A 25,630-nucleotide genomic window follows, 5' to 3' on the forward strand; every position below is an offset into this window, starting at 1 on the left:
GGCGAATCAAGGTTGGCTATTGGCATCATAGTCATGATGGACAAAAAAGATCGCAACCTTCGGCAGCTCCTGCATATAAATGCGTACACCTGTAGGAGCTGCCGAAGGCTGCGATCTTTGATCTTCAGAGCTTCAACTGACCTATTGCTTTGCTCAACTCCCCGGCCAACGTCGCCAGCTCATTACTGGTCGTCGCCGAATCCACTGTTTGTTGCACGGTGTTTTCGGTCACATCACGAATACTCACCACCGCCCGGTTCATCTCCTCGGCAACCTGGCTTTGCTGCTCCGCCGCCACGGCAATCTGCGTGTTGCTTTCACGCATCTGCGCCACCGCCCCGGTGATTTCCGCCAGTGCTTCGCCGGCCTCCTGCGCCTGCTGCACGCAATCGTCGGCTTTGTACGAACTCTCCTGCATGAAATCCACCGCATCGCGGGTGCCAGCCTGCAAGGCCGAGACCATCGTGGTGATCTCATCGGTCGAGGTCTGCACCCGCTTCGCCAGATTGCGCACCTCATCGGCGACCACGGCAAACCCCCGGCCCATTTCACCGGCGCGGGCGGCCTCGATGGCAGCGTTCAGGGCGAGCAGGTTGGTCTGCTCGGCAATGCTGTGAATCACGCTGACCACGCCGTTGATCTTCTGACTGTCCTCAGCCAGCCGTTGAATCATCTCGGCCGTCTGCTGCACACCACTGGACAGCCCGGCAATCGAGTGCTGCACCCGCGCGACCACTTGCTGACCGCTGCCGGCGAGATCATCGGCGGTCTGCGACAAGTCGCGGGTGGCGCCGGCGTGTTGGGCGATGTGATAAACCGTGGCGGTCATTTCGTTGATCGCGGTAGCGGCCTGATCGGTTTCGCTCTGCTGACCGAGCATGCCGTGGCGCACTTCGTTCATGCTCGATGCCAGTCGCGCCGCGCCGACATCCAGTTGCCGTGCGGTGTTGGCCACGGTGGTGACGACGCGCTGGTAACCGGCCTGCATCGCGTTGAACGCATTGGCCATCTGCCCGACTTCGTCTTTGCCGGCCAGTGGCACACGAGCCGAGAGATCGCCGCTTTTCTCAACGTGAAGCATGACGTCCTTCAAGGTGTTGAGCTGGCTGAGCAGAAAGCGGATCAGCAGTTGCGAGGCACACAGCATGGCGAACATCAGAATGAACACCGCCACCGCATAGTTGGCGAAACGCTCGCTGAACACCTGACTCAGACTCGGGCCGTAGGCAATGACCGCAACTTGCTGGCCATCGGCACGACTGAACACTTCGGCGCCCATCAGCGGGTTATCGCCGAACAGCGGCAGGTGATTGATCTCGTTCCAGCCGTTGCTTTCCGTGATTTCCAGCAAGGGCTGATCGTTCAGGCGCGGTGCTTCGCCGCGCTTGAAGGTCAGCACCTGATCGGCCTTGGGCAATGACTGCCCGACCGGCCAGGCCTTGAGCAATTGCGCCTGGGCTTGCGCCGAGGCCTGAGACGCGTGACTGCGCGCCTGTTGTTCGAGCTGCACGGCGTACAGCACCAGCAACAGGGTGGTGACGAAGGCGACCGCATTGACCGCCCAGAATTTGTATTTCAGCGAGATATTGCTAAGCCAGGCACCCATGGAGGTCTTCTCTGATAGCGGAAACAGTTTTGGCAAGGTGCCATTATTGTGCCGCTATGCAGAGGACTCGATTTGATGTGAGTCAAGAGATCAAAAGATCGCAGCCTTCGGCAGCTCCTACATTGGGATGGCGTACGCCCTGTAGGAGCTGCCGAAGGCTGCGATCTTTTGCGGCTTACGCCAATGCCGGGAGGTTGTAGAACGCGCGGGCACACGCGGTGGTGTGCGCCGCCAGATCTTCCTCGGTTTCGCCGCGGTGCAACGCCACTTCGCGCAGCACTTCAGTCAGATACGCCGGTTCATTGCGCCCATTCTTTGGTTTCGGTCGCAGAGTGCGCGGCAGCAGGTACGGCGCATCGCTTTCCAGCATCAGGCGCCCGCGCTTGATCTCTTTCACCAACGGATGCAAATGCGTGCCCCGACGCTCATCGCAGATCCAGCCAGTGATACCGATGTGCAGGTCCAGATCGAGGTAGCTGAACAGGGCTTTTTGCTCGCCGGTGAAGCAATGCACCACAGTGGCGGGCAGTTGATCGCGGAAGACTTTGAGGATTTCCAACAGGCGCTGGCTGGCATCACGCTCATGCAGAAACACCGGCAATTGCAGTTCAACGGCCAACGCCAAATGCTCTTCGAGGACTTTTTCCTGTTGTGGGCGCGGCGAGAAATCCCGGTTGAAATCCAGCCCGCATTCACCCACGGCGACGACGTTTTTTTCTTGCAACAGACTGCGCAAACGACGGGCGCTATCGGCGTTCCAGTCGCTGGCCGAATGCGGATGAATACCGGCGGTGGCGAACAACCGTTGACCGCTTTCATCCAGCTGTTGGCACAGCTCTAAAGCCTGTTCGCTACCCTCGACGCTGGTGCCGGTCAGCACCAGTTGGCAGACCCCGGCCGCATAGGCGCGATCAAGCACGGCCTGGTGTTTGTCGGCGAAACTGGGGTTGGTCAGGTTGACGCCGATATCGATGAGTTGCATGGTTGCTACCTCGGGCCGAAGGCCGGAAAGCATACCAGAGCTGTAGATTCATAAGAAAAGCCAAGAACTACAACGAGTTATAGCTGTCTTTTGATGCCGCGACGCAGCCCGGTTTGGCAGAAGTGCCATTACTGTGCCAGTCTCTCGCACTTTGCCAGCGCTCCAAGCGCTCTGTTTTTGTCGGTGATTTCGATCTTTCAGAGATGAAATTGCCCCGTATTCTTTCCGGAGAGTGGATGGTTCGTCCCTCGGTTTTGCTCCTGTTGTGTGGATCGTTGCTACTGCCGATGACGGCGGTTGCGCGCCTGCCCGGGCCGTTGCAAGCCGTGCCGGCGGCCAAGGTGCGGGACTTGTCCGAGATTCGCAGCAGCCGCGTATTGCGCGTGCTGGTCAACCAGAGCCGCAACAGCTCCGGCGAAGTTCAGGGCCAGGCCATCGGCGTCGAATACCATCGCCTGCGTGCCTTCGAGCAATACCTCAATGGCCATGCTCGCGATGGCCAGGAAATCACCCTCAAGATCATTCCCAAAGCCAAGGACCAATTGCTCGGCGCCTTGCAGCGTGGCGAAGGTGATCTGGTCGCACCGGGTGAATTGCTCGATCTGCAATCTGGCTATGCCGTGGCCAGTAGCGAACCGGTCGCCAGCAACGTGCCGCTGGTGTTGGTCGGGATCAAGGGCGAGCGACGCTACACCAAGGTCGAGCAACTTTCCGGCAAAACCCTCGCGTTGCCCACCGGCAGTGCGGCGGGGGAGGCGGTCAGTCAGCTCAATCAGAAACTGGCGTTGCACAAACTGGCGCCGATCAAGATCGAATGGGTCGATCCGACCCTGGCGGTCGAAGATGTGCTGGAGATGGTTCAGGGCGGGATTTTTCACCTGACCATCGTCGAGCAACCTATCGCCGAGCGTTGGGGCAAGATCCTGCCGAAGCTGCGTTTTGACCGGCAACTGATCATCAGCGAGCCGGGCGAGGAGTACTGGTTCGTGCGCCGTGACGCCGCAATGTTGCGTGCAAGCATTGACCGCTTCCTCGGCGGTTACAAGAAACCCTCGAACGAAGATGCTGCGTTTTTGCGCATCTATCGACGCCTGTACCAAGTCCACAATCCGTTGGCTAAGGCCGATCGCCAGCGTCTCGAAAAACTGCGCCCGACTCTGCAAAAGCACGCCGCCGCGCAGAACATGGACTGGCTGAATCTGGCCGCACTGGCGTTCAAGGAATCACGCCTGCAACCCAACGCCCGTAGCGGCAGCGGCCCGACGGGGCTGATGCAGATCACGCCTTCCGCCGCTCAGCGAGTCGGCGTGAGCAATATTCAGAATCTCGATGCGAATGTGCAGGCCGGCGCCAAGTACCTGGCGATGATTCGCCGCAAGTTTTTCAACAGCCCCAAACTCAACGAGCGCGAGCGCATGGCCTTCACCCTCGCGGCCTACAACATTGGCCCCGAGCGCGTGCAGGGCATGCGCGCCGAGGCCCGGCGGCGCGGGCTGAATCCCAACCAGTGGTTCTTCCAGGTCGAGCGCATTGCCATGGAGCAGGTAGGAATGGGGCCGGTCAGCTATGTTAATAGCGTGAACAAGTATTACTTGGCGTTCGACCGGGAGCGGGAGTCGTTGGAGCCCGGGGCGCAAAAAGTCGTCTCACGGAAATGATCTAATAAACTGATTGTTATGGCGGAATATTTGCGCTTTTAACATGAATTTTACTGATTAATATAGCGGCCAACCAACACACACAACTTCTCGCAAAAACAAGGAATGCCCCATGAGCTCTCTGATCAACAAAGTATTGTTCACCCGCGCCGGCTACGGTCTGACCATCCTGCGCATTGCGGTCGGCGTAATCTTCGCTGCGCACGGCTCGCAAAAACTCTTCGGTCTGTTCGGTGGGTATGGTCTGGCAGGCACCGCGCAGTACATGGACAGCATTGGCCTGCACCCGGGCTACCTGATGGCCACATTGGCGGGCGGTACTGAGTTCTTCGCCGGCCTGGCCTTGATCATCGGCCTGCTGGTGCGTCCGGCGGCGTTGGGCCTGACCTTCCTGTCGCTGGTGGCGATCTTCACCGTACACATCAGCAACGGTCTGTTTATGGCCAACAACGGTTACGAGTTCGCCCTGGCCCTGCTCGGTGGCAGCCTCGCCGTCCTGATCGAAGGCGCCGGCAAGCTCTCGGTGGACCGCGCCATCGCCGGCTAAGCGCTCTGGCTCAAGGAATAGGCCCGCATTGTGCGGGCCTTTTTTTGTTGCGGCTGATTCTTGACACTGATCGGTCACGTTCTCTAGGATGTTGCCCATGCGCCGATTTAAACAGCTACTTGCGGGGCGCCAGGTGACTTCAACAGTTGCCGTCAGAAGCCGGAACAGGGCTTCGAAATACCGCTAAAGCGCTGGTTCGGTGTTGCCTCTCACCTGCCATGCAGACTTTTGAGGCAGAGACACGACACGATGAATGCACTACGCCCTCCAGCACGTCCCGCGCCGATCACGGCACATATCACCCAGCGCAACCCGAAAATTCTCCTTGGCGGCAAACATCAGCCGACGCTGTTGCGTTATCTCGATGGCTGGCCACGTCGCAGCGGCGGTCCTGCCGCGTTCCTGATCCAGTTCGTTGAAGACGGCGAGTCGCTGGCGCGTTTTGCCAGTGACAGCTTTGATCTGGCGGTGATTCAAGCGCCGAGCGTTGAGGATGCGCCGGAGATGATCAAGCAACTGACCCGCGTTGCGCGGCATGGCTTGATCACCCGACGCTGATACGCTTTACGGATAGTCGATAGCGACGATGTAAACGAACTGTTCACCCGTCGGCGTCTGCACCCGGACTTCTGCATCCAGCGCCTTGCCGATCAAGGCGCGGGCCAGTGGCGAGTCGATGCTGATCAGGCCCAGTTTCAGATCCAGTTCATCCGGGCCGACGATGCGGTAGCGCGATTGCTTGCCGTTTTCGTCTTCGATGGTTACCCAAGCGCCGAAGTAGACCTTGTTCGGATCGCTGGGTTTTTCGCTGACGACTTTCAATGCTTCCAGGCGTTTGGTGAGAAAGCGTACGCGACTGTCGATCTCGCGCAGCATCTTCTTGCCATAGGTGTATTAGCACCCCTCCCACAAACATACTATTTCACATCTTCTCCCTTCATCTGAGGGGTAGATTTCAGTCATTCCCATCGGCTAAGGTGTCCTTAGATCCGCATAATCAGTACTAGATACTATGTCAGACCCCGAGTCAGACTAAGTGATGAGGGGAGGAGAAGGGAGGTGTCATACGCGACCAAGGTGAAGGTGAGTTACCGGAATGACGATACGGGGCGTGAAGTCCAGCTACCTGGTTTGCTGACCGAGGGTGGCATCCTCATCTCGCACCTTCGGTACTTGGCGAGTGAGCTGCCCAAAAGCGAGTCTTGGCGCGAGAGGAGCGTGTTCGCGACGAAGCTGCTGATCCAATACATCGATGCCCATCAGTCACGATTTGAGGATACGAGGGCTTTGCTGCACGCGTTTGCTCAATCCTTAGAATTCGGAACGATCAACACCGAGACCCTGGAAGACCCGAGTGGCCTGTACTGGATGCCCAGAAAGCCTGACGACTTCCGCACGTTGATGTTCCACCTGAACAAATACACCGACTGGCTTGCTGAGCGCCCTGAGTACCATACGAGGCGCGCGAATCCGTTTCGCAAGGCCTCTGGTGCGGAGGAGCGGATGAACTGGTGCGCGTACTACAACAAGGAGGCGCATGTATTTCTGTCGCACCTGAGTGATCCGGACGAGGCCAAGAGTGGGAATGAGCAGGTTCGGAGTGTGCGTACCAACTGGACACCCAAAACCAGTGGCCGCATAACGAAGAGGTTTCCCGAGAAAGAAATACACAACCTAATGGTGAATGGCTGGGTACGTCGGTGCGAAGATCCGACGGCCGCCAAGCACGACTTCATTGACTACAAGGGGCGCGCACTCACATTGCTGATGCATTACGGCGGCGTAAGGAAAAGTGAGGCGTTCCAGCTTTACCTGTCCGACATCATCGTAGATAGAAAGCGGGGAGAGGCGGTAGTCAGGATCTATCATCCTTCATTCGGTGCGTCACCTGACAAAAAATATAGTACCCGTCGAGAGTATTTGGCTCGTCAGTTCCGCCTGAAACCGAGAACTGATTATCCTAGATCGAAAGCGCTGCATGCTGGCTGGAAAGCCCCGCTATTGGACAATCCAGAAAACTACTTTCAGGTGCAGTTTTCACCTGTATCAATGGCGAAAGAATTTTTACTGACATTTGAACTGTACCTTGCGAAGCAGAGAGTCGATCCACCGAGGCACGCTGGCCATCCTTATGCATTTACAAATAGCGAAGGTCAGCCTGAAACTCTGAAGAATTTTTCCAGACAGCACAAGAATGCGGTAAATCGTATAGGTTTGGAGCACGAAAAATATTTGGGAACTACTGAGCATGGACATAGGCATGCTTACGGGTTTCGATTGCGTGGCTTCGGTTTAAGTCAGCTGGAAATTCAAAAGGCGATGCACCATAAAAGTCCTGATTCATGTCTGGTTTATTTGGAACAGACTGATGAGGAGCTGCGGGAAAGCTTCGAACATGCTGAAAAAACGGCTAACACTAATTCGAATTAAAAAAATTCTAAAATAATAAATATTTGCTTGTGGGGGGGTTATGACAAGGGAAATTAAAAAATTCCTGAACTATGCAGAGGCTTCAAAAGTTGTTGCTGGAATGGAAGTTACATCCTATCAGGACTACTTGGCACGGTATAAAAGCTTTCCCGGACTACCAAGCAATCCAGCGAAAACTTATGGTGATGAATATCTTGGGTGGGACGCTTACATTGGCGATCGTAAGCGTTACAAGACTTTTGAAGAGGCACGCGACGCTGTCATTAAATTAGGTATTAAGACATGGCCTGAGTATAAGGCGCGTTACAAAGAAGACCCTCGGCTTCCTGGAAGCCCGCATACGACCTACGCGGAGACCTACCTTGGATTTGCTGAATTCTGTGGGCAGGCGAAACCAGATCGGTACGTCACAATGGCTGAGGCATCACAAGCTGCTGTGAAACTCACACTCCAAAGCCGAACTGACTACAAGGCGCGCTATTACCAAGATCCATTGCTACCAGGCGATCCACCGACGTACTACTCTGACGCGTGGCAGGGGTGGGCGTTTTTCCTCAAGGTCGATAACACTCCGAAAACGGGTAAGGGAAAATACGAGACTTACGAGGAATTTGTTGAGGCGGTGCGTCATCTAAAAATTACAGGACAAGTTGATTACAAGGCTCGCTACAAAGAGGATCCGAAGCTGCCAGCTAATCCTCATTCGGTCTATAAGAAAGATTGGGTGAGTTGGCCTGAAGCTTTCGGGGTTAGTCCTTATCTGAAACGCTGTGAAAGCTGGCAAGAAGCCAAGATTATCGCTGCGCCGTATCGATTCGCCACCAGTACGGAATATCAGGAAGGTTGCTCTGTTGATGAGCGGTTACCTAAGTATCCAGGTAAAAGATATAAGGATTTTCCTGGGTGGATTACCTTCCTGCTGCCTGATAATTACTACAGCTTGGCTGATGTCAAATGTGCAGTGAAAATCATCAACTTAAAGAGCAGTGTTGGTTACAGGAATGCTCGCAAAAAATTTCCGCAGTTACCTGCTCATCCCGACAGAATGTTTGCTGATGAATGGGTCGACTGGTACGACCTGTGCAATATCCCGCGTCCGTACAGTTACGAGGAACTTCAAGAACTTGTGATTTCGCACGGCTGTACGATTATCAAGGATTATCGGGAGCTTATGGCAAAGCTCAAAGACCCGAGGATGCCTAGTAGTCCTGAAGAGGTCTACGCGCAGTGGAAAAACTGGCATGTCTTTTTGGATAAGCCGGAGCCCTACACATTAGATTTTATCCAAGGATATGGCGTTGGCTGGATTCCAAGCATCCAGCATTTTTTAAGAACCCAGAGAGGTAGGCCAGGAAAGGAGACTAACTTATGCCGATTTATTCGCCACTTCATCGAAGCGTACGAATTGGGTAGGACTCCTCGTGAGTTTCTGACGAGAAAAACTACTGATATCAAGCCATTTCGAGAGTTAATCGAGAACCAGACAAGCAGGCAAATCGGTCGGAATATCTTGTTGACCGTCAACTCCTTCTTGAATGAGATCTTGAAGAGTGAGCTGACTATTGAAGATGAGGACACCGGTGAGCTGGTCAGGGTAGAAGGTGCGAGCAATCCACTTGCAACGCTGCAGTACAAAGGTGACGGGACACCGGGCCCAAGTGAGTCGACGAAGCCTGCACTCGCGTTTCAGTACGTTAACGCGATGAAAAAATGGATGGCGCCCGATGATGCCAAGAGCTTTTCTGATTTGGCGGCGCTCCATCAGTTCGATGCTGACTACTTTGAGGTCGATGAAAGCCTGATCGATCGAACCGACCCAGATTGTGTGTTCAAGACACAAGGTGACAAATTTCTTCTGTGGTACCCCGGCTATTGGATGCACGCCTATGCGCTGGTTTCCATTCCTGCGCGCGGTCGTCAGATCGCCTATAACGACTCTGGGGAAGCTGATGAATTCATTCCTGATATCCAAGACGACAAAGTCGTTTGGGTTAAGAACATGAACCCATTGGCTCAGCGCAAAAATCAACGGGGCTTCATCAAGCTTTGTGACGATGGTGGTTGGGGAATGCGTTTTACCTCCAACAAGACTGGTTTCATGGGGAAGGGGTATGACGTTCCCTGGATTCCGGAGGAGCTAGTCCATTGGATGATCAAACTTCGAAAATGGCAGGAGAAATACAATCCAATCGAGCGGCCTATGCCATGGCTGGAATGCAAACGAACTCATCTCAATGAGGAGCAGCTCAAGCGGAAGGGGAAAAACTGCTTTCTGTTCAGGTCGTTTAGAGAGGAGGAACCACCTGCGTACTCGGCACGCCTAGCTGAACGCTTGGCGGCGGCATTGTATTTTACCCAGCCTAAAAAGATGACTTTGGCGACTTTCGCGCTTGGGGGGAGCCACAGCACGTTGTCCCGTTACGACTCCAAGTACACCCCGCATAGTATGCGTGTAAGCCTGATCACTGCTTACGTGATGGAGTTTGGTCTCCCGATTGAAATCATCATGAAGCTCGCCGGCCATGCTTCAGTAATCATGAGTATTTGCTACGTCAAGGTTGGTGCAGCAGTGTTGCGGCGGCGAATGGACGAGGGGCATAAGTTGGCGCTTCGGGAGCAGGTCTATGCTGCGCAAGACATGCTTGAGCAAAACAGAGCAGACGAGCTGGCACACACGCTGGTGGCTAATAGTGAGCAAGCGCTACAAGCATTGGTGGCCGGGAATGTCGGTAGCACATTGGTGCGTGATTACGGATTGTGTCCATATGGAGCATCACGTTGCGAGGATGGGGGCTCTCCAATCGGTGCAACACAGGTCTGGAGTCCGGTACCAGCGGGCTACTTGGGTATGCAGAATTGCACTCGCTGCCGGCACTTCGTCACTGGGCCGATGTTTCTTGGCGGGTTGCTTTCACTGTGGAATGAAATCTCCCTTCGTCTTACTTTTCTGTCAGAACAGTATCTCGATTTTGAGAAAGAGATCAGTGACTTTCATTCGAAAATTGCCGGGTTGGATGAACTTGAATTCGACATGGAGAAAATGGGCGGTATCTTCGACGCCAGCAGCCGCGATCGAATCGAGCTTGAGAAGAACAAACTGGAGTCCGAGGCGGAGCAGGTTGCCAAGAAGATGGACATGTTCCTGTGTGACATGCAGTCGCTGACCAAGCAGATTAACGACTGCAAAGCGCTGATTGCTGAGCAGGGCAGCGACAACGATGATGAGGTACGGCTTGTTGTGCATGACCAAAATGAAATCATGGTTGAAATTGAGCAAACGTCGTTGTTTCAGCAACTGAACGAAGTATGTGTCAACGCGAGTATTTTTCAGTCGGCTTCAGCTGATTTTGCGACGCCTCGCCGCTCTCAGATGTTTGACAACATGGCTCTTCTCAACCGAATTCGGCCGTCACTCTGCAGCTTGAGTGAAAAGGAACAGTTGGTTGTAGGAAACCAGGCTGCGAAATTTTTACTGCAGCGTTTGAAAACTTGGGATCGTGTTGATCAAGTTGTTACGGGGCAGATTTTGCTGGAGGACTTGAGTGATGATGAAAGAATCTCGCAAGCCGACTTCATTGAAGTGCTTGCTGTGAAGACGCCGCAATTGCTGGACGTGCGGGAGGTGATGGTATGACGCCAGAGGAGATCTTGGCTCACCTGAAGGAGAAGGCGCCGAGGCAGCAGGCAACGCTTGATGCCATATTTGCTGTTTGCCAAGAGCAGGTTGGGCGGGAAGTCGCTGACTTCTCATTCGCGACCATTGCTCGCTTAGGGGCAGGGCGAGGCGTGCCTAAGGTGCAAAGCATCCGTAACAAGACGGGCGAGAACTATCGGACGCTGATCAAGTGCTTCGAGGGTAGTCCGGGAGCGCGTAAACGTGTGCCTAAGTCGAAGGTTGCTGATTCATGGGTCGATGAAATCGACGATCCGAAGCTCCGACTCATGGCCAATATCACGCTCTCTAAACTGGCGGAGGCGGAACGTCTCAACCGGGAATTGATTCCTCCGGGGATGGAGATACGGATTGATGATCGGAGCGCTAGCGGTACTGAGTACAAACTCAGTCCGGTGGAGCGCCGTGCGATCGAGCATTTGATGTCCGACGATTTTCTCAACACCTGGCGTCTCAAAGTTGGCAACAGAGGGACAGTAGTCGATGAGCAAGGCAAGGTCGTGTTCAAGCCTGGGACACTGGATGCACTCACGAAGATTCTGAAGTATCTCTAATGAGCCAAGGATGGAGCGCTTGAGCAAAGGTGAGTGCCTTGCTAATTCCCGTGACTTGGCCGAGAAGGCATCGGTAAGCGAATACTCGGGCCAGTTCAGAAAAGGGAGGCAACAGCTTCCCTTTGTTGAACGTGGTGCTTGAGAGTGGCGAGAGTCACCTCTCGCCTGACAGGTATGGACTTAGATAAGCCCACGACGCCTGAGGTCTTCACGTACTTTGCGTTTAATTTTCTTGATCGGCGGATCTTCTACAACGAGATGTTTTTTGTTGAATAGGGAAGGGAAGTGCTCCCTGGCCAATCCCTCAGGAACTGCTGCAAAGGAGCCCCACTTGAATTGCCATGACAACAGTTCGTTGCTGGTTTCGATGACATAAAGCGGCACTTCAAAGTAGGAGCGGAAGTCCGTGATCGAAAGCCTATCGTGTCCAAGTGTTGGGACTCGGACTTCGTTGCCCCGCTTGTCCCAGCCGATGAAGTAGGAGTCATACCCTATGGACATGTCGCGATAGCTTTTTAGGCGGACGTGCGATACATCGGGTTTTGGCGTTCGCATGGAGCAGATTTTTCGCATCAAGCCAGTATGGACATCGCCAATTCGATCTTCTGGAGGGCTTTCCAAGTACGATTTGAAATGCTTGTAGCTGGTGTACCCGAGCAGCTTGGCGCAATACTCAAGGTATTGGGTGTGACAGAGGTTTTCAGGTGCGTCGATGATTTCCATGGACTTGAATGCGTCCAGGATCGTTTTGGTGTTAAACATCATGACAAGACTCCGGTGTCATGGCCGTAAAAGCGCAATTTGTTCGCTTCGCTGAGCATGCTGCTTGCTGGGCTGGCCACGGGGAGTAGTGTGGTAAGCAAGAACAACACCGATCTTTCCCACGCAGCAGGGCGGTTCACGGCGACCTTGGAAAAGAAGATATCAGAGCCTTCGTGAGGCGTTCAACTCTTGTTTGAGCATGTTTTTCTCGGGCTACATTGAAAAGGGAGGGCTTGCCACCTTTCATTCTTCAAGCGCATCGCCCATCTCGCCGGCTCGCCCAGCGTTTGAGTGATGATGGTGACTGCTGAACGCTCTTGAGATCTTCAGGAATTTCTGATGCTGCTGGCAGCACCCTTACTAGCCACACATTCCATGCCCCTCACGCCCTCAATCACCGATTCGCCAGTTCAATACAGGGAGAAATGACAGTGGATCTTCGTCAAGTTGACTATGCGAGAACCAAGGCTTTCTACAAGCTCTTGGTAGATAGGCTTGGGGCAGATGCCTGGGCTACGAGACGTGCTGCTTTTGTGGAGCGCATCCGAGCGAAGGAGTCGAAGATTGATCTGAGCAGACCGATTGAGCTCCAGCTTTTCGTACCGGCAGAGGAGGACATTGACTGGTACATCCTGGTAGCTGAATTGGCCTACGACGCTCAGGAAAGTGATTGTTCGTACAGCAGCGATCGCATCTATCCGTATGCCAAAGCCATTGGAGCTTTTTCGAATCAGCTTCGAAACATCCCTAATATCGAAGGGGTTTTGGACAAGATGTTGGCTAATAAGGCGAAGCCGGAGACCCAGATTTTTGAACTGCTCACGGCGTCGTTTTACTTGAGGAATGGCTATGAGGTTTCCTTCGTTCCGGAGAACAGCCTTGTTTGGCCGGACGGGAAAACGAAAAAATCCCCCGATCTGCTCGTCAAAAGTGATGATGAGGAGTTCTATGTTGAGTGCAAACGAGCGGGCAAACAGACTCAGTATTCGCACATTGAAGAAGAGGCTTGGGCCAGCGTATGGAATCAGTTAGGCCAGCATATGCTAGAGGTCGCGCCTTGGAGCATCGTTGACCTGACCTTTCATGATCAGGTTTCTGATGCGGCGGTGGAAGATGTAATCAAGGTGGTGAATCGCGCGATCAAAGTGGGGGGTGGCAAGATTCGAGAAGGTGCCATCAGTGCGCAGATTAGAGGCATTGATAGGGCACACCTCGAACGCCACTATCGCAGCAATTCCGTTAGGGCCAATAGTCCTCAGCATGAGTTGCTGGTCTTCGGCGAAATAGATAGCAATGAGAAACGCAGCATTGCGACGATAGCAGGGAGTATCGTTCGGCCAGGTGATTCGAACAGCATTCTCAATATTTTTATTGAGGGCGTCACCAATTGTGTGGCCGCTCAGTGGCGGTGTGAGCACGCGATTTCACTTGAGCGGCGTTCCCGCCACTTTAAGGGGCTCGTCAATGATGGGATCAGTCAAATCCCTCCCGATAAGCTTGGGGTTGTCCATATTTGGTACGAGACAGTCGAAGGGATCAGTGTCGAGGAGATAAGGCGGGTAAAAAACGTCGACAGCCTCTCAACATTTGACGCTTCTGGTACCCGAGTGATGGGTATCCTTGTTCATGGTGTGAATTACTACCCAATGGAGAACCGCTACGAGTGTGCGGAGACAGTACAGTATTTTGCTCGTGTGCCGGATTTGATGAAGCTTTATCCCTACTCCCTGATGTTGTCCACTGAGGATACCTTGGAGATTGAAGGCGCAACTCATTGGGAACAGGACAAGGCTGCCAAATCTACTCAGTGAATCCGGACTCAGCGGGGGCGTGTTTGGGCGCGTCTCCCTGAGAGAGTCCGTGCCTCAATTGCCAGGCTTTAATGAACTCCGTTGTGGTGAAGATGTGCTACCTCGAAATGGAGTCGCCTCATCACTAACCAGGAGATCGAGAGTCTGATCCAGCATGTACTCCCATGCAGCGAGTGAGTGAGAAAGGCCAGCAGCAATGCACTTATGGGTGTTCGCCTGACCCACACTAGGACATATGGAATGGAGGTTTCAGGATGAGATACCCAAGGGAAACCCTGCGCTTGGGGATGGCTGCGCTGCTGCTCCATGCGGTCAAGGAGGCACCTGATAATTTCAAGGCGTTGCGGGAGTTACACCGCATGCTCCTTCGCCAGATTGTTAATTGTGAGCGCCGAATTAGGCGGCTCAAGAATGCCAGACAGCGGATCCGCTCTTTCCTTTCCAGTAAAAGGCCAGTAAAGGCCACAGCCAAAATGCTGAAAAAGGTTCTCCAGGGGATCGATGGACGGGTTAAGGACATCCATCATCTTTTGTTTTTGTGGCGTTGCTTTGGCGATGGCATCGCATGCATTTACCAGAGCACGTATAGCCTCAAGCATCTCTACTTTGACGCGGATTATCAGGTCAAAAGTGATCCGGGGTTTGTGCAGGGGAAGGAGGGGCTGATTCGGGAATACCGCTTGCTGCGCAAAGCTCTCCAGATGAAGGTGCCGGCAGTACTTTCGGATCTGACCAACATCATTCGCCATGGAGATGTTTGCTTACTGGCTCAAGCTGATCCTGTGCCGATTGAGGTCAAGTCCTCTTCGAACAGCAACGATCGGGTACGACGCCAAATTGAGCAGTTGCAAGTGCTCCATGATTTCTACACGAATGATGGTGCCGCTTCATTTCGAGGACTGCCTGCCAAGCGCATTGCCATTGAGTCACCGGTGGTGAGCTATGAGCTCGTGTTCAACGAATGCATGACCACAGCACACACGAATGGCATGCAGATTGTGTCTCCCGAGCCAGGGTTGACTTACATCTGTGCAAGGACAGAAGGTCAGTGGAGTGGCGCAATGTTGGAGGCCGTGGAAAGTCACTCGAACGGCTCGACGTTGTGCGTTGCGCTTACTCCAGATCCTACATGGCTTCCTCACTATTCATTCACAGCCTCGCTGTCGCCGGTCAATACCGTTTTATTTATGCAGGAAGTCGTCATTGGCGTCGTACTCATCGACCTAGCGATCTTGAAAGACCTGCTTGCCCAGAAAAACTTGAATCCGGTGATTCTCATGGATGGCGTGCATGCACTCCAGGTCTCTTGGGGTTTTGAGGTGAAGGATGATGTGCTGTCTGATCTAGGGAAGGGCCATGGGAAGGGATGCGAGCAGGTAAGCGATAACATGGCAGTCGGCGACGTGGCTGACGGAGTAATAAATCTCCATCCTTTTAGTGGTCAGGGCATTTTCAGGGCCAGTGAACTCCATTTCCTGCGAACAGCCACGCAGTTCGAATCACTCAGTTGGTTTGTTGATGGATTGGCATCGCAAATGGATCTGATCAAGTGCGAGCAGCTTCCCACCACAGATAATCCAAACAATGGTGAGTTTTACATGGAGGTGCCCGACGGCTGGCTTGAAGCTCAAGACTGCTATGTCGCCACACCTTATGAGTCTTAGTTTTCTAGCTCGGGAATAGATGCCCAGTCAGCAGTCAGAATACCCGGCGCATCTCAAATGCCCATTTAGAGCGGTGGAGCCGAACGTGCAGGTTGGTTGACATTTTCAAGAAAGTGCATAAAAATCCAGTTGACAGATTTTTCGATATGCATAGTTTCTGAGGATCCACCTGATGCTTGAGACTCAACACCCCAGCTATTTCGAACCCCGACTGCAACCAGAATACCTCGACAGGTTTTGTCAGGAGGTCTGTTCCGTTGCGTATGGGGCACTGGAAGACTCAACCACTCAATACGACACCGCTTACACGCGCGGGACGTTGTTGTTTGGTCGTCTGCAGGGGCTTTCCCAGGTCTTGGGTAAGGACAAGTCTTTGCCTTGGTTGGAGTTGAGAAATGCGACGCTGGATTTCACGGTCAGTGTGAACGGCGTTTTGTTTCAGGTGGTCACGGACAATCCTCAAGACATCAGGAAAACTCACCGGATCAAGGCTAATCCGCTGGAGCAGCACCAGTTGAGCTTGTTTGAGATGTCTCCTGAAGTTTGCACTTGGCGGGTCTACCTGTCGAGTAACCAGGATCCTGAATTCCCGAAAATCGAAACAGCGATCGTCGGTTTTGATGCTGGTCAGAATGTCGTCTGCCTTTGGAAGCATGAACAACGATCAGGTGTCTCTGTTCGTGCCATGGAGCAGCATCCTCAGGTTGATGTAACTGAAGCTCAACCGCGTCGTAAAAATAAAGACGCAGATACAGATACTGCAAATGATGTTGGCCCAATAGATGGATGAAAGAACGCAACAGCTTGCATTTGGCGAGGAGTTTTCTCCCGAAAAGCTCCGGTTGGCCAGGTGCGCCGCAGGCCTTTCGCTTGCGGAGTTGGGTGAACTGCTTGGCGTTAGCCGGCAGTACGCGCACAAGCTTGAAATAAACACAGTGCCTAATAGGGCACAGATTGAGGTGCTCAGTAAGGCATTGGGCGTTACTGAGAGATTTTTTTCGAGCCCCCGGCGTGGATCGGTTGAGCTTGAACAATGTCATTTTCGGAGCCTTCGCTCATCCACTCAGACGGTGAAGAAGAGCATTGCTTCGCAGGTTGAGGTGTTTGAACTGTTCCTTGATGGACTCGAAAAGGAAATCGACTTTCCTAGCGTGAAGTTTTCGACTTTTGACGAGACGCCCGTGAACCACGACTCGATGGAGATCGCTGCTGAGCGTTTTCGGCGTGAACAGTCGATTGGTATCGGCCCTATCGCGAACTTGACGCGGCTTGTGGAGAGTGTTGGCGTTCTGGTTGTGAACCTCGCTGATGCTGATGATCGAGTCGATGCGTTCTCGCTGTACAACAAACGCCCTCTGATCGTGCGCAACATTGCAAAGGAGAATCCTTGTCGTCAGCGTTTTGATATCGCTCATGAGTTGGGTCACCTGGTCATGCACCAAGGCATCGAAACGGGATGCCGTACCACTGAGGATCAAGCTAACCAGTTTGCGAGCGCCTTGTTGATGCCTCGTACGAGCTTCGCAGGGGAGTTTCCTCCGATGCGAGGGCAGTACCTCAATTGGTCTGCACTCAGGGAGCTCAAACTACGTTGGAAGGTGAGTTTCAAAGCACTCATCTACAGAGCGCAGACGCTGAATCTGATCACCCAGGATCAGGCACGATCGGGCTTTACCTATCTCAATCGCAATGGATTCACTCGGCGAGAGGAGTTGGATGAGCAGATTGAGATGGAATCTCCGAGTCTTGTTCAGAAAGCTATCGAGCTTCTGGATCATGCTGCGTGGCGCGGCATCCTGAAGAATTCTGGACTTACAGATGCGCTTGTCACTGATCGCTTCATGCTCAAGGTGCCCGTCGCGTCCTTGTCTCTCGTGAAGTCAGGAAGCTGATTTAGCTGGCTGCTGGAACAGGAGAAAATGTATTGAGCAGGTGCCTATGATTCACTCACGGGCAGTAGAAGTGAGTCAGACATTGGCTCAGAGTGATTACTCAAACGGCTCACCGGCCTGCTTCGATTGAGGTAGGACGGAAGCGTTTGACGAGGGGCTAACCTGTCATGATTTGGCTATCGGTTCAGTTTTCTAGACATAAGCCGATAGCTTGATGTGGTGTGGACACCTTTGAGTATCGAAGCTAACGTGAGTGAACGTAATGTCTGAACGCGAGTTTTCAGCGGTTGTCTCAATGGTGGAAGGATGGCGTTCATGTGCTTCTGAGGAAGCGGCAGTGTTCACTGAAGCGCGCAATCTGTATACTGATTGACCAACTGAATGCTCGAACGCCCGCTTAACTGTGTGAGGCTTCGATGAGCTGCAAGCGCTAACGCCGCCGATTGTGCTTAGCTTAGCTCACATGCTAATTTGAATTATCCATGCCGTTTCTTGAGAGAAGCCATGAGTCTGATTGCACTGATTGAACTCACAAATCGTAGAAAATATGAGGCATCTGACGTTCGCGCCGCGCGAATGGAAGAGAGCCGTGAGCGTCTGCGCCAGTACGACCAAGAGATTGAGAAGCGTATCGCTTCCCAAACCGTGAGCCAGGCCCTGCTAGCTAAGACCTGCAGCCTCTAACCTATTCTCGAAGGAAAAAGCAGCCGATGGCTGCTTTTTTTATGCCTATGACTCCGTACCTTGTTTCCGAATTTGCGAAGCCGACGATCACTAACCTTGTTAGAGAGTGCTTTGGGTACCACTTCCCGGACATCTTCAGTAAGGATCAGGTTGACTACGTTTTTACCTATCTGACCTGTCTGGGAGCTAAGACAGTGTTGTTGGAGTTCGATTACGTCGACAAAGACTATCTGGAAGATTTCTCGCGCTATTACGTCAAGCGTTTCGGCAACGACGGGCACAAGTGTGCACGCCTTCACTTTTTCTCTTCACGCGTCGATCACCGAACGATTACTTCGATTTTGAAGCGAGGTGAGATGGCGCGCGCCGAAATTGACGACTTGAACAACGATTACCTCGGCTTCATGGTAATCAAGCCGCTGCCTCGCACGTTCATCGGGAAAACCTGCTTGAAGGTCATGCCGGATGAACGCAATGGGTACAAGCGCAAGCGCCGTCTCGCTCGTGAGTACAACGTTGACTTGTTCGGAATTTCGCTAAAGGTGAATTCCATTGCCTTTCAGGAACAGGACAAAGTCGTTGCAGCCTGTGCAACGACTGCAATTTGGGCCTCCTTGCATGCGTTGAAGTTGCGTAATACGCGCGGAATCCATTCGTGTAGCGAAATCACGATCAATGCCCTTAACCACGTTGAAGATTCATCCAACAGTTTTCCAAGCTTGCAGTTGAGCAACAAGCAGATTCTCAGGTCGTTGGATGTTGAAGGGTTGCGGTACCACGCCAAGAGCATGGAAGCACCTGATAAGGATTACTTCATGCGGTCAGTGATTGCGCACATCAACAGTTCGCTTCCAATGATTCTCACTGGAGAGGTCTTCGCGCACGAAACCAACGTTCCTACCATGCCCGAATTTGATTCAGATGGAGACGATGGTACTGCGAGCTCTCCGACCGATAGCAATGGTGGGCAAACGGCGAAGCCAGTATTCAAGGCTCGTGGTAATCACGCTATTTGTGTGGTGGGTTACAAGGTCGATCAGGACGAAGAGGTTCTCTACGTTCATGATGATCGGCTTGGGCCTTACGCACGGGCGAAGCTGATTAGTATCGACGGATACATTTTGTTGGATGGCTCGGCACCTCGCGATATCAAGTGGGCTCTTGGCCTGCAGCGTATGAATGTTCGAGGTGGATGGGACGAACCGCACGAGCTTATTACGCCTGATTTTTCTGTCGTACCCTGTGACAGAAAGGCACGCCTTCCTTTTATGTACGTTTACGAAACGTGCAATGTCATCGTTAAGGAATTGAAGAGCATGGCGGGAGCCGTGCCCCTGGATTTCTTGAAATATGATATTGAACTACGAGAGATTTCGGACATTCGCAGCGAGGTGTTGGCTCACGAGCCTGAACTGGCAACCTTTGAAGATTACGATTTGCGAGTGGCCACCGATGAAGAGATCGATTCCTGGCAAGCGGAAAAAGTGGAATTTCTAACCACCAGTTATGCTCGACTTCAGTGGGTAGCTTCATTCAATTATGAGGACACGCCACTCTTCAAGGTGCTGATTGATGCCAGCGAGATTCCACAGGGGAATGCTGTTTCCGCCATCCTGGCTTACGACATTTTTCAGGGCAATGCATTGCTTAATTTTATTCGAGCGAGCGTTAACCCCGATGAGTTGGAGGCGAACTCTGGTCACTTTTACCAATCGTTCCTTCGTCGATTGACAAAGGACAAAACCAGCCGAGCCAACCACTTAGATAAAACCTATGGTTCTCCGCGAGCTCCGAAGAATCTTCGTGAGAGCGAGTTTGAGGGTGGCAACATTGTTCTGAACAAGACGCTGAAGACCCTGTACGAGCCTAATGGAAAAAGGTTGCTGGACATGTTCCAGAATTTTGCTGATCGTACTGTCGCTAATCTGATCTGGGCGGTCTCACTGGAAGGTGATTTGCTGATTGCTGAAGAGTGCGACGGCCGTGGGCACCCTAGTATTACGGGCTTCAAGCCAGCTCGAATAGCGGGTGAGATCAGGCACTCCATGAAAGACGACACACTACTCATTAATGTGGAGTCAGGACGTTACAGTCGCGATTACATCAATCGGCTTGAGTTGCTGGAAAACGCAAAAAACCGATTTAAGCTCTATTTCCCAGAACAGGCGTTCGAAATTTAGGTTGTAGAGGTTCGCTGAGCGGGTGGCATTAAGGGCGTAGTGCCTAGCGGGAAAACCGAGCCACGTTTTGGGGTGCAAGGGCCTGAAAAGCAATAGAGCATTCAGTCGAAGATAAACGTAATTGTCGTTTACCGTCGAATAGGAGATTCACCTTGAGTGCTTTGAAAATCATGTTCAAAAAGCTTTTCAGCTATACCCAGACGGCCTTGGCCAAGCGCATCGTTGCCTGCTTGGTTTTACCCTTGGTTCTGCACCAAGTGGTGGACAAGTCGTATGACGTTTTCCAGGCCACTGTAAATCTGGCTCAATCCATGGGCTTCTGGCAGTCGTTGCCCTATGTTGTGTCCTGCGCCCTGGTGATAGTTATCACGCGATTGGCTGTGATTATTGGCCACCGGTTGCGCAAGGCCCACATGTCGAATTGAGGATCTAGCGCATCAGGTAGATGGCGCCCTGTCAGACCACAGAGACGGAATGCGTCATCACCACGACTACCCGTTCACCTATCAGACGCTCTTCCTGCGACGTTCAATTACCGGATGATCTTCTACGATCTGCTTAGCTGCTTGAAGCGGCGAGAGCAGCCTGAGATAGCCATCCACAACGGCGCGTCTCGACACTAGATACTGGTCTGCATGGCCAGTACTTTGGCGCTACTGAAACTCCCTTCTTGGATGACCACCATTTCGGTCACGCCCAACTGCTGCCGAGGGTCTCTCAGGCGGCCTTGCGGGATGTCATTCCGGGTGTGCTTGCGTTGTGACTTTACTCGACTGTACTGCTTTGTATGAGACACGAAATAATGCAGACGATCGTGATCAACTGCCTCATACACACCCAATTTATTGCCGATGTGGGCTGCGAACGGTGATTTCGTGTGGTCGCCACTCATTTGGGCTGTCTGGGAGTCAGCGCGAATGCGGATGACCCATGCCTCTTCGGGAACGCGTGGCAGTCCGTTACCCAGTCCGTTATTCAAGCCAGGTTAGATTTTTTTCACATCAGAAAGCAGTTAGATCACCAGCGGGCTGCCGGCGATTGGGGTAGGGGCAAGCAAGGCTTGAGAGACACGTTGTTGTGCCTCCTCCTTTGTCAGCAATTTGGCCGTTGCATGTAGCCGTTCGGTTTGGATTGTCGAAGCCTTTCGGCTTCAAAAACTTCCCGGACGGTCGTCTTTTTCGCAATTTTTCTAAAAAAAATACCCCTTGCGCTGTGACGACTAAAGATGCTCGGCTGAGAATTCAACTGGCCAACAGTACAGTGCCATGGCAAGCGCTGAGCTTTCCCGCAGCCTCTTCCTCACAGAGGGCAAACCATCGGCTTCATCTGGGGCCATTGAAATAAAAGAGTGTTGGCACGTTCCGGGCCAGAAAGCTCTTTAAGTTGTGGATTTAAAAAAACACATCAACTATAAAAAAATAGTTTCGTCTTGGCAAAAAATCAATTTTTACTAATAAATGTAACTTGCAGCTTTATCAAGAAAATGTTTGGCAGGGTCATTGCGTGACTTTTTTTCTGTGTGTATTCTGTAGCAACGGCCGACCCCTTAACATGATGTTCCCTATCAATTACTCAGGAGGAAGCGGCATAACAACTACAAATGGATAACCCATGTATACCAGTATTAAACGTATGGCGTTTCGTGCACTCGCTCTGATCATCTTGTTTCTGTGGCCAAGCTGTATTCATTGCGAAACCCTAGAAAACACTGGGCCTAAGCCACCCCTTCAGGTGCGTAATTACACGGGATGAGTAGGGCCTGTCGTAAATTTTACGATTAACTAATGGCGGTCATAGTTTCATGGTTAATTGTTTTTTTGACGATGGGTGATAATGAGGCAAACCTTTTTAATGTTTAAGGGTTCTCATGATGAGGCGACTTATATTGGAGTGGTTTGCTCCATTGTCATTCTTTAATTTAATCCTGGAAACAATGAGGGCTGGACTCGATAAATAAGTTCGCTGGGTATTAGATGGTTACAGAGGATGTCGTTAATATGCCGCTTTTTTGTGCAGTTTACCGATAAGGCTTATCGTTGCCACGAGTTCATGGCTTGATCAGCTCGAAGGCTACTTGCACCGTTCAATTCCCACCTGGACAACCTTACCGACATTGAGTGGGGCAATTTCTTACTTAGATCAACCCGCCTCCGTCTAACCTTGCAGTCCCTGCTTCATATGCCCGGCGCTCTCACCAATCCCTTCGAGCCGGTACGCGCATTTTCGCAAGCTTCAGATGAACCGCGCTTCTCTTCCAGAAACACGAGCCCCATCAACGCGGCTTCGGTCGCCAGCTGGTTTTCGTACATTTTGCTCAGTACTTCGGGAAGTAAATATTGCTCGGCCATAACTCGACTCCTTTCGATGGAGAACACGGCATAGCAGTGTTTCGATGACGTGAAAACAGCGGGAGGATGTGGGCACGAACTTGGGGGCTATCCAGTAAATAGGACGACTTCAACCCGAACGATGCCAATGACGCCGAACCGTCGATTCCGCCATCTCCAGTTCCCGCGCGATATCCGCCTGCGAGAAGCCTTTCTCCTTCAACGTTTGGACTTTCTTGCGGGTTTTAGCTGCTGCAGCCACACCCGGATGCGGTTTTGCCTCGACCTCCAATGGAATCGCGACCTTTAGCAGCGAGATTGACTGAAGATCTTTTTTGGCGAGTTCCAGGACTTCGCTTGCCGTCGACTCATCCTGCGCCGCGCACACGAGGGCCATCAGGGCGACAGGGCTTAAGTCCATCACTCTAGCAAGCTCGATAATCGCTTCGAGGCTGGGTGATGTTTTCGCAGTTTCGATCTGGCTCACGTGCGACTGGGTGATGTTCCCGCTCAGAGCATGCTGGGTGAGGCCGCGCTTTTTCCTCAAGATCTTGAGCGCTGCGGCGAATGCTGTGCGCACAGACATTTTTCCGTTCCGTTAAAACAGAGTTGTATGCCCCGTTTGCCATCCGCCACTCAAATCTATATATTTATATTGGTGGCGGTATCGGTTCGGTGTGCTCGTTGATGGCTCGCAAAATCCAGATCCGCCGGAGTGCGCGCTCCATCAATTTAGCTGTAAATCGAGATCAGGCCATTGACCAAGCTTCACGTGCTTTCAGATCTGCACAACGAATTTTCGTCCTATCAGCCCGTACCCCATGGCTACAACTTGGTGATTTTGGCTGGTGACATCGACTTGAAAGGACGGGGAGTGGAGTGGGCGAATGAGACGTTTGATTGCCCTGTGATTTACGTGTGTGGAAATCATGAATTTTATAAAGGACACATCGATCACACCCTGCACAAGATGAAGGAAGCCGCCTTACCGCACGTTCACGTATTAGAAAACGAGTCCTTTATTTGGAATCAAACGCGGTTCCTTTGCGCCACTGGCTGGACTGATTTTTCCTCGACTGAAAACGTAGCTGCGGCTACCGAGATAGCATGGGATTGGATGAACGATTTTCGTGTCATTCGCACTGGAGAAAACTATCGCCGGCTGCGCCCGTCCGACCTCATCAGCAGGAATCACGATTCCTTCGCTTGGCTATCCAAGGAGCTCGATGAGCCATTCGATGGCAACACTGTCGTAGTGACGCATCACGCACCTATACCCGAAGTCATGGGTGATAAACACGAAGGACATTTGAGTGCTGCCTACTCAAACCGTTGGCACGCACTTCTGGATAAAGCGGATCTATGGATATTTGGGCATACACACCGCGCAGTCGATATCGCGATGGGTAGCTGTCGTTTGGTCTCGAACCCTAGAGGTTATCCAGGTGAGCGGACGGGCTTTAATCACGGCTTTGTGATTGATCTTCCCTGAAAGCGCTCACCCCTCTGGGGGTATGGCTTCTGGCGCAGCTATGTTGATCGTTTAGGAGGACTGAAAGATGTGTGGAGTAGAGAACAAAACACGATCCCTGGCTGGCAGTTCAAGTGAGCTACTTGATGACTAAGCAACAGCTCGCATCGTCTCTTCCGGCAGAGGTCGCGGCGGCGATGGAAAAGGATTTTGGTGTGAGCATCACGGCGTTCCTCTTCGCAGCCGTCGACAGTCCACCCGTCATCATGGGAACGATTTATGGCGATACCACGGGCCGTTTCCGAGAGGGTGCGAGTATGCGAACTTCTCGCATAACGGGTGTCACCTTCATTGACGGTTATGCATTATTCCAAACCGTGGCAGGTAGCAGATACGTGATCGTCAGTTGGGCGTTTGGCGGCGGCAATCCCTACATGAATCGCATCTATCACTGAGCGAACTGCGGGTACGGATACGCGGATCGAAAAGACTCTCGGGCTCTCCAGATGGCAACGGGTATAGGGAAAAAATCCCTGTCTGGTACTTATGGGAAGAGCAGGTTAAAGCGAAATTATGAATACAAGCGTTACGGATATAGACCTGCTAGGCGATCTACTTTTTGGGCCTGCGCAGCCTCTTAGTGGATCAAATCTGAGCAACGATGAGTTGATCGAACTAGCCGCTGAGAGCTTCACAGAAAAGCCATTTTGCATCGTCAGACGATGGATGATTTTGGATGTGATGCTCCCAGAGTTTCAGGAGCGAGAAATCAAAGCTCATGGGCTTGAGGCAACGCGTTTGTACGCTCAATCATCTGAGTTCGACAGCGAAAACACTTACCTGCCTGGCGACAGCATTCTCAGTGATTTCCAATGTGAATTTGATGGCTGCATTTTTGAAAGCAAACACAGGATCTTCATCTTGGCCGGCCGAGGCGCGCGCAAGCATGTGAGTTTGCCAACTGTCGAGGCATTGGCCGCTGACATAATGCGAGCAGAGAAAACCTATGGTTGAACATCTATTGCCGATCCTGCGCGATCGCTATCCGGAGTTTTTCTCCCGCGCGCCCCTGCGCGAAATCGGATGTCTGCCAGGCTGGCTAGATTTGCTAGATGAACTGTGTGGCGCGTTGACAACCTACCTGAAAGCTCACCCCGAGGTGTCTCAAGTGCGGGCGCGTCAGGTGAAGGAAAAGTTCGGGGGATTGCGGTTTTATTACTCGGGTGGTGATGCGACGTGCCGTGAGTTGATCGCTCGTGCAGAAGAAAGGTCGTTGGCTATCTGCGAGGTCTGTGGCGGGGCCGGGAAGTTAGGAGGGGAGGACTGGCTCCGCGTACGTTGCCTTGATCACGTCAATTGGTTACCGCCAAGCGACTGCGCATGAACTCT

Annotated in this window: 23 protein-coding genes and 1 pseudogene; 17 read left to right on the forward strand and 7 right to left on the reverse strand. The window is 52.5% G+C overall.

The annotated features are described in order from the left end of the window. Positions 1 to 124: 124 nt before the first annotated feature. Both CKW38_RS13220 and CKW38_RS13225 read right to left on the reverse strand, forming a co-directional pair. The gene (locus CKW38_RS13220) at positions 125 to 1,606 is read right to left on the reverse strand and encodes a methyl-accepting chemotaxis protein (protein WP_095112940.1); all 1,482 of its coding nucleotides are present in this window, start codon (positions 1,604 to 1,606) and stop codon (positions 125 to 127) included. A 175-nt stretch (positions 1,607 to 1,781) separates the two neighbouring features. Beyond that, complete coding sequence (locus tag CKW38_RS13225) at positions 1,782 to 2,588, reverse strand: TatD family hydrolase (RefSeq protein WP_095112941.1); 807 nt, start codon at positions 2,586 to 2,588, stop codon at positions 1,782 to 1,784. Positions 2,589 to 2,824: 236 nt separating this feature from the next. On the opposite strand from CKW38_RS13225, the gene CKW38_RS13230 reads away from it, so the two are divergent. The 3 genes from CKW38_RS13230 (at position 2,825) to CKW38_RS13240 (ending at position 5,351) form a co-directional block, all read left to right on the forward strand. Further along, the gene (locus CKW38_RS13230) at positions 2,825 to 4,246 is read left to right on the forward strand and encodes a transglycosylase SLT domain-containing protein (RefSeq protein WP_007950156.1); all 1,422 of its coding nucleotides are present in this window, start codon (positions 2,825 to 2,827) and stop codon (positions 4,244 to 4,246) included. 112 nt (positions 4,247 to 4,358) lie between these two features. Next, a complete protein-coding gene (locus tag CKW38_RS13235) occupies positions 4,359 to 4,793 on the forward strand; it encodes a DoxX family protein (protein WP_007908568.1) in 435 nt (144 codons plus the stop codon). Positions 4,794 to 5,042: 249 nt separating this feature from the next. Then, on the forward strand, positions 5,043 to 5,351 hold the full coding sequence (locus CKW38_RS13240) for a hypothetical protein (protein ID WP_095112942.1): 309 nt from the start codon (positions 5,043 to 5,045) through the stop codon (positions 5,349 to 5,351). 6 nt (positions 5,352 to 5,357) lie between these two features. Here CKW38_RS13240 and CKW38_RS13245 read toward each other — a convergent pair. Then, positions 5,358 to 5,687, reverse strand: a pseudogene (locus tag CKW38_RS13245) (GreA/GreB family elongation factor); the annotation flags it as partial. A gap of 165 nt (positions 5,688 to 5,852) precedes the next feature. Between CKW38_RS13245 and gmtY the strand changes: the two are divergent. The 3 genes from gmtY to gmtX are packed head-to-tail and all read left to right on the forward strand — an operon-like array spanning position 5,853 to position 11,450. Further along, on the forward strand, positions 5,853 to 7,223 hold the full coding sequence (gene gmtY, locus CKW38_RS13250) for a gamma-mobile-trio recombinase GmtY (protein WP_095112943.1): 1,371 nt from the start codon (positions 5,853 to 5,855) through the stop codon (positions 7,221 to 7,223). Positions 7,224 to 7,263: 40 nt separating this feature from the next. Then, positions 7,264 to 10,857 carry a VPA1269 family protein gene (locus CKW38_RS13255; protein WP_095112944.1) on the forward strand — a complete coding sequence of 1,198 codons (3,594 nt, stop codon included), beginning with the start codon at positions 7,264 to 7,266 and terminating at the stop codon, positions 10,855 to 10,857. After that, positions 10,854 to 11,450 carry a gamma-mobile-trio protein GmtX gene (gene gmtX / locus CKW38_RS13260; RefSeq protein WP_095112945.1) on the forward strand — a complete coding sequence of 199 codons (597 nt, stop codon included), beginning with the start codon at positions 10,854 to 10,856 and terminating at the stop codon, positions 11,448 to 11,450. Before CKW38_RS13255 ends, gmtX begins: the two co-directional genes overlap by 4 nt. A gap of 180 nt (positions 11,451 to 11,630) precedes the next feature. Here the strand turns inward: gmtX and CKW38_RS13265 are convergent, their stop codons facing one another. Beyond that, a complete protein-coding gene (locus tag CKW38_RS13265) occupies positions 11,631 to 12,215 on the reverse strand; it encodes a hypothetical protein (RefSeq protein ID WP_095112946.1) in 585 nt (194 codons plus the stop codon). A gap of 422 nt (positions 12,216 to 12,637) precedes the next feature. Here CKW38_RS13265 and CKW38_RS13270 point away from each other — a divergent pair, with 422 nt between their 5' ends. The 7 genes from CKW38_RS13270 (at position 12,638) to CKW38_RS13300 (ending at position 20,868) form a co-directional block, all read left to right on the forward strand. Beyond that, on the forward strand, positions 12,638 to 14,023 hold the full coding sequence (locus CKW38_RS13270; protein ID WP_095112947.1) for a hypothetical protein: 1,386 nt from the start codon (positions 12,638 to 12,640) through the stop codon (positions 14,021 to 14,023). 287 nt (positions 14,024 to 14,310) lie between these two features. Beyond that, positions 14,311 to 15,687, forward strand: coding sequence for a hypothetical protein (locus tag CKW38_RS13275; protein WP_176472322.1), 1,377 nt, complete (start codon positions 14,311 to 14,313; stop codon positions 15,685 to 15,687). Between the two features lie 172 nt (positions 15,688 to 15,859). Further along, positions 15,860 to 16,477 carry a hypothetical protein gene (locus CKW38_RS13280; protein WP_095112949.1) on the forward strand — a complete coding sequence of 206 codons (618 nt, stop codon included), beginning with the start codon at positions 15,860 to 15,862 and terminating at the stop codon, positions 16,475 to 16,477. Further along, the gene (locus tag CKW38_RS13285; protein WP_095112950.1) at positions 16,470 to 17,579 is read left to right on the forward strand and encodes an XRE family transcriptional regulator; all 1,110 of its coding nucleotides are present in this window, start codon (positions 16,470 to 16,472) and stop codon (positions 17,577 to 17,579) included. The genes CKW38_RS13280 and CKW38_RS13285 overlap by 8 nt, the downstream gene beginning before the upstream one ends. Before the next feature lie 504 nt (positions 17,580 to 18,083). Further along, positions 18,084 to 18,263, forward strand: coding sequence for a hypothetical protein (locus CKW38_RS13290; protein ID WP_095112951.1), 180 nt, complete (start codon positions 18,084 to 18,086; stop codon positions 18,261 to 18,263). A 26-nt stretch (positions 18,264 to 18,289) separates the two neighbouring features. Then, positions 18,290 to 20,443, forward strand: a complete 2,154-nt coding sequence (locus CKW38_RS13295) for a hypothetical protein (RefSeq protein ID WP_095112952.1) — start codon at positions 18,290 to 18,292, stop codon at positions 20,441 to 20,443. A gap of 152 nt (positions 20,444 to 20,595) precedes the next feature. Next, positions 20,596 to 20,868 carry a hypothetical protein gene (locus CKW38_RS13300; RefSeq protein ID WP_095112953.1) on the forward strand — a complete coding sequence of 91 codons (273 nt, stop codon included), beginning with the start codon at positions 20,596 to 20,598 and terminating at the stop codon, positions 20,866 to 20,868. 194 nt (positions 20,869 to 21,062) lie between these two features. Here the strand turns inward: CKW38_RS13300 and CKW38_RS30190 are convergent, their stop codons facing one another. From CKW38_RS30190 to CKW38_RS13315, 3 genes are all read right to left on the reverse strand, one after another. Beyond that, complete coding sequence (locus CKW38_RS30190; protein WP_176472323.1) at positions 21,063 to 21,335, reverse strand: hypothetical protein; 273 nt, start codon at positions 21,333 to 21,335, stop codon at positions 21,063 to 21,065. 1,282 nt (positions 21,336 to 22,617) lie between these two features. Beyond that, positions 22,618 to 22,791: a hypothetical protein gene (locus CKW38_RS13310; RefSeq protein ID WP_371857962.1), complete on the reverse strand. Its 174-nt coding sequence runs from the start codon at positions 22,789 to 22,791 to the stop codon at positions 22,618 to 22,620. Positions 22,792 to 22,900: 109 nt separating this feature from the next. Continuing rightward, complete coding sequence (locus tag CKW38_RS13315; RefSeq protein WP_095112954.1) at positions 22,901 to 23,356, reverse strand: helix-turn-helix domain-containing protein; 456 nt, start codon at positions 23,354 to 23,356, stop codon at positions 22,901 to 22,903. 171 nt (positions 23,357 to 23,527) lie between these two features. Here CKW38_RS13315 and CKW38_RS13320 point away from each other — a divergent pair, with 171 nt between their 5' ends. From CKW38_RS13320 to CKW38_RS13335, 4 genes are all read left to right on the forward strand, one after another. Continuing rightward, positions 23,528 to 24,262 carry a metallophosphoesterase gene (locus CKW38_RS13320; RefSeq protein ID WP_095112955.1) on the forward strand — a complete coding sequence of 245 codons (735 nt, stop codon included), beginning with the start codon at positions 23,528 to 23,530 and terminating at the stop codon, positions 24,260 to 24,262. A 125-nt stretch (positions 24,263 to 24,387) separates the two neighbouring features. Beyond that, a complete protein-coding gene (locus CKW38_RS13325) occupies positions 24,388 to 24,696 on the forward strand; it encodes a hypothetical protein (protein WP_095112956.1) in 309 nt (102 codons plus the stop codon). A gap of 118 nt (positions 24,697 to 24,814) precedes the next feature. Further along, positions 24,815 to 25,255 (forward strand): hypothetical protein, encoded by a 441-nt coding sequence (locus tag CKW38_RS13330; RefSeq protein WP_095112957.1) that lies wholly within the window; start codon positions 24,815 to 24,817, stop codon positions 25,253 to 25,255. Next, positions 25,248 to 25,625, forward strand: coding sequence for a hypothetical protein (locus tag CKW38_RS13335; RefSeq protein ID WP_095112958.1), 378 nt, complete (start codon positions 25,248 to 25,250; stop codon positions 25,623 to 25,625). Before CKW38_RS13330 ends, CKW38_RS13335 begins: the two co-directional genes overlap by 8 nt. Positions 25,626 to 25,630: the final 5 nt, after the last annotated feature.

The organism is Pseudomonas sp. Irchel 3H7 (assembly GCF_900187605.1).
Lineage (GTDB): Bacteria > Pseudomonadota > Gammaproteobacteria > Pseudomonadales > Pseudomonadaceae > Aquipseudomonas.

Bases quoted from the DNA above. Each gene is read 5' to 3' on its own strand.
- CKW38_RS13220 (WP_095112940.1), bottom strand. From the start codon at position 1,606: ATGGGTGCCTGGCTTAGCAATATCTCGCTGAAATACAAATTCTGGGCG.
- CKW38_RS13225 (WP_095112941.1), bottom strand. From the start codon at position 2,588: ATGCAACTCATCGATATCGGCGTCAACCTGACCAACCCCAGTTTCGCC.
- CKW38_RS13230 (WP_007950156.1), top strand. From the start codon at position 2,825: ATGGTTCGTCCCTCGGTTTTGCTCCTGTTGTGTGGATCGTTGCTACTG.
- CKW38_RS13235 (WP_007908568.1), top strand. From the start codon at position 4,359: ATGAGCTCTCTGATCAACAAAGTATTGTTCACCCGCGCCGGCTACGGT.
- CKW38_RS13240 (WP_095112942.1), top strand. From the start codon at position 5,043: ATGAATGCACTACGCCCTCCAGCACGTCCCGCGCCGATCACGGCACAT.
- CKW38_RS13255 (WP_095112944.1), top strand. From the start codon at position 7,264: ATGACAAGGGAAATTAAAAAATTCCTGAACTATGCAGAGGCTTCAAAA.
- gmtX (WP_095112945.1), top strand. From the start codon at position 10,854: ATGACGCCAGAGGAGATCTTGGCTCACCTGAAGGAGAAGGCGCCGAGG.
- CKW38_RS13265 (WP_095112946.1), bottom strand. From the start codon at position 12,215: ATGATGTTTAACACCAAAACGATCCTGGACGCATTCAAGTCCATGGAA.
- CKW38_RS13270 (WP_095112947.1), top strand. From the start codon at position 12,638: ATGACAGTGGATCTTCGTCAAGTTGACTATGCGAGAACCAAGGCTTTC.
- CKW38_RS13275 (WP_176472322.1), top strand. From the start codon at position 14,311: ATGGCTGCGCTGCTGCTCCATGCGGTCAAGGAGGCACCTGATAATTTC.
- CKW38_RS13280 (WP_095112949.1), top strand. From the start codon at position 15,860: ATGCTTGAGACTCAACACCCCAGCTATTTCGAACCCCGACTGCAACCA.
- CKW38_RS13285 (WP_095112950.1), top strand. From the start codon at position 16,470: ATGGATGAAAGAACGCAACAGCTTGCATTTGGCGAGGAGTTTTCTCCC.
- CKW38_RS13290 (WP_095112951.1), top strand. From the start codon at position 18,084: ATGAGTCTGATTGCACTGATTGAACTCACAAATCGTAGAAAATATGAG.
- CKW38_RS13295 (WP_095112952.1), top strand. From the start codon at position 18,290: ATGGCTGCTTTTTTTATGCCTATGACTCCGTACCTTGTTTCCGAATTT.
- CKW38_RS30190 (WP_176472323.1), bottom strand. From the start codon at position 21,335: ATGAGTGGCGACCACACGAAATCACCGTTCGCAGCCCACATCGGCAAT.
- CKW38_RS13310 (WP_371857962.1), bottom strand. From the start codon at position 22,791: ATGGCCGAGCAATATTTACTTCCCGAAGTACTGAGCAAAATGTACGAA.
- CKW38_RS13315 (WP_095112954.1), bottom strand. From the start codon at position 23,356: ATGTCTGTGCGCACAGCATTCGCCGCAGCGCTCAAGATCTTGAGGAAA.
- CKW38_RS13325 (WP_095112956.1), top strand. From the start codon at position 24,388: ATGACTAAGCAACAGCTCGCATCGTCTCTTCCGGCAGAGGTCGCGGCG.
- CKW38_RS13330 (WP_095112957.1), top strand. From the start codon at position 24,815: ATGAATACAAGCGTTACGGATATAGACCTGCTAGGCGATCTACTTTTT.
- CKW38_RS13335 (WP_095112958.1), top strand. From the start codon at position 25,248: ATGGTTGAACATCTATTGCCGATCCTGCGCGATCGCTATCCGGAGTTT.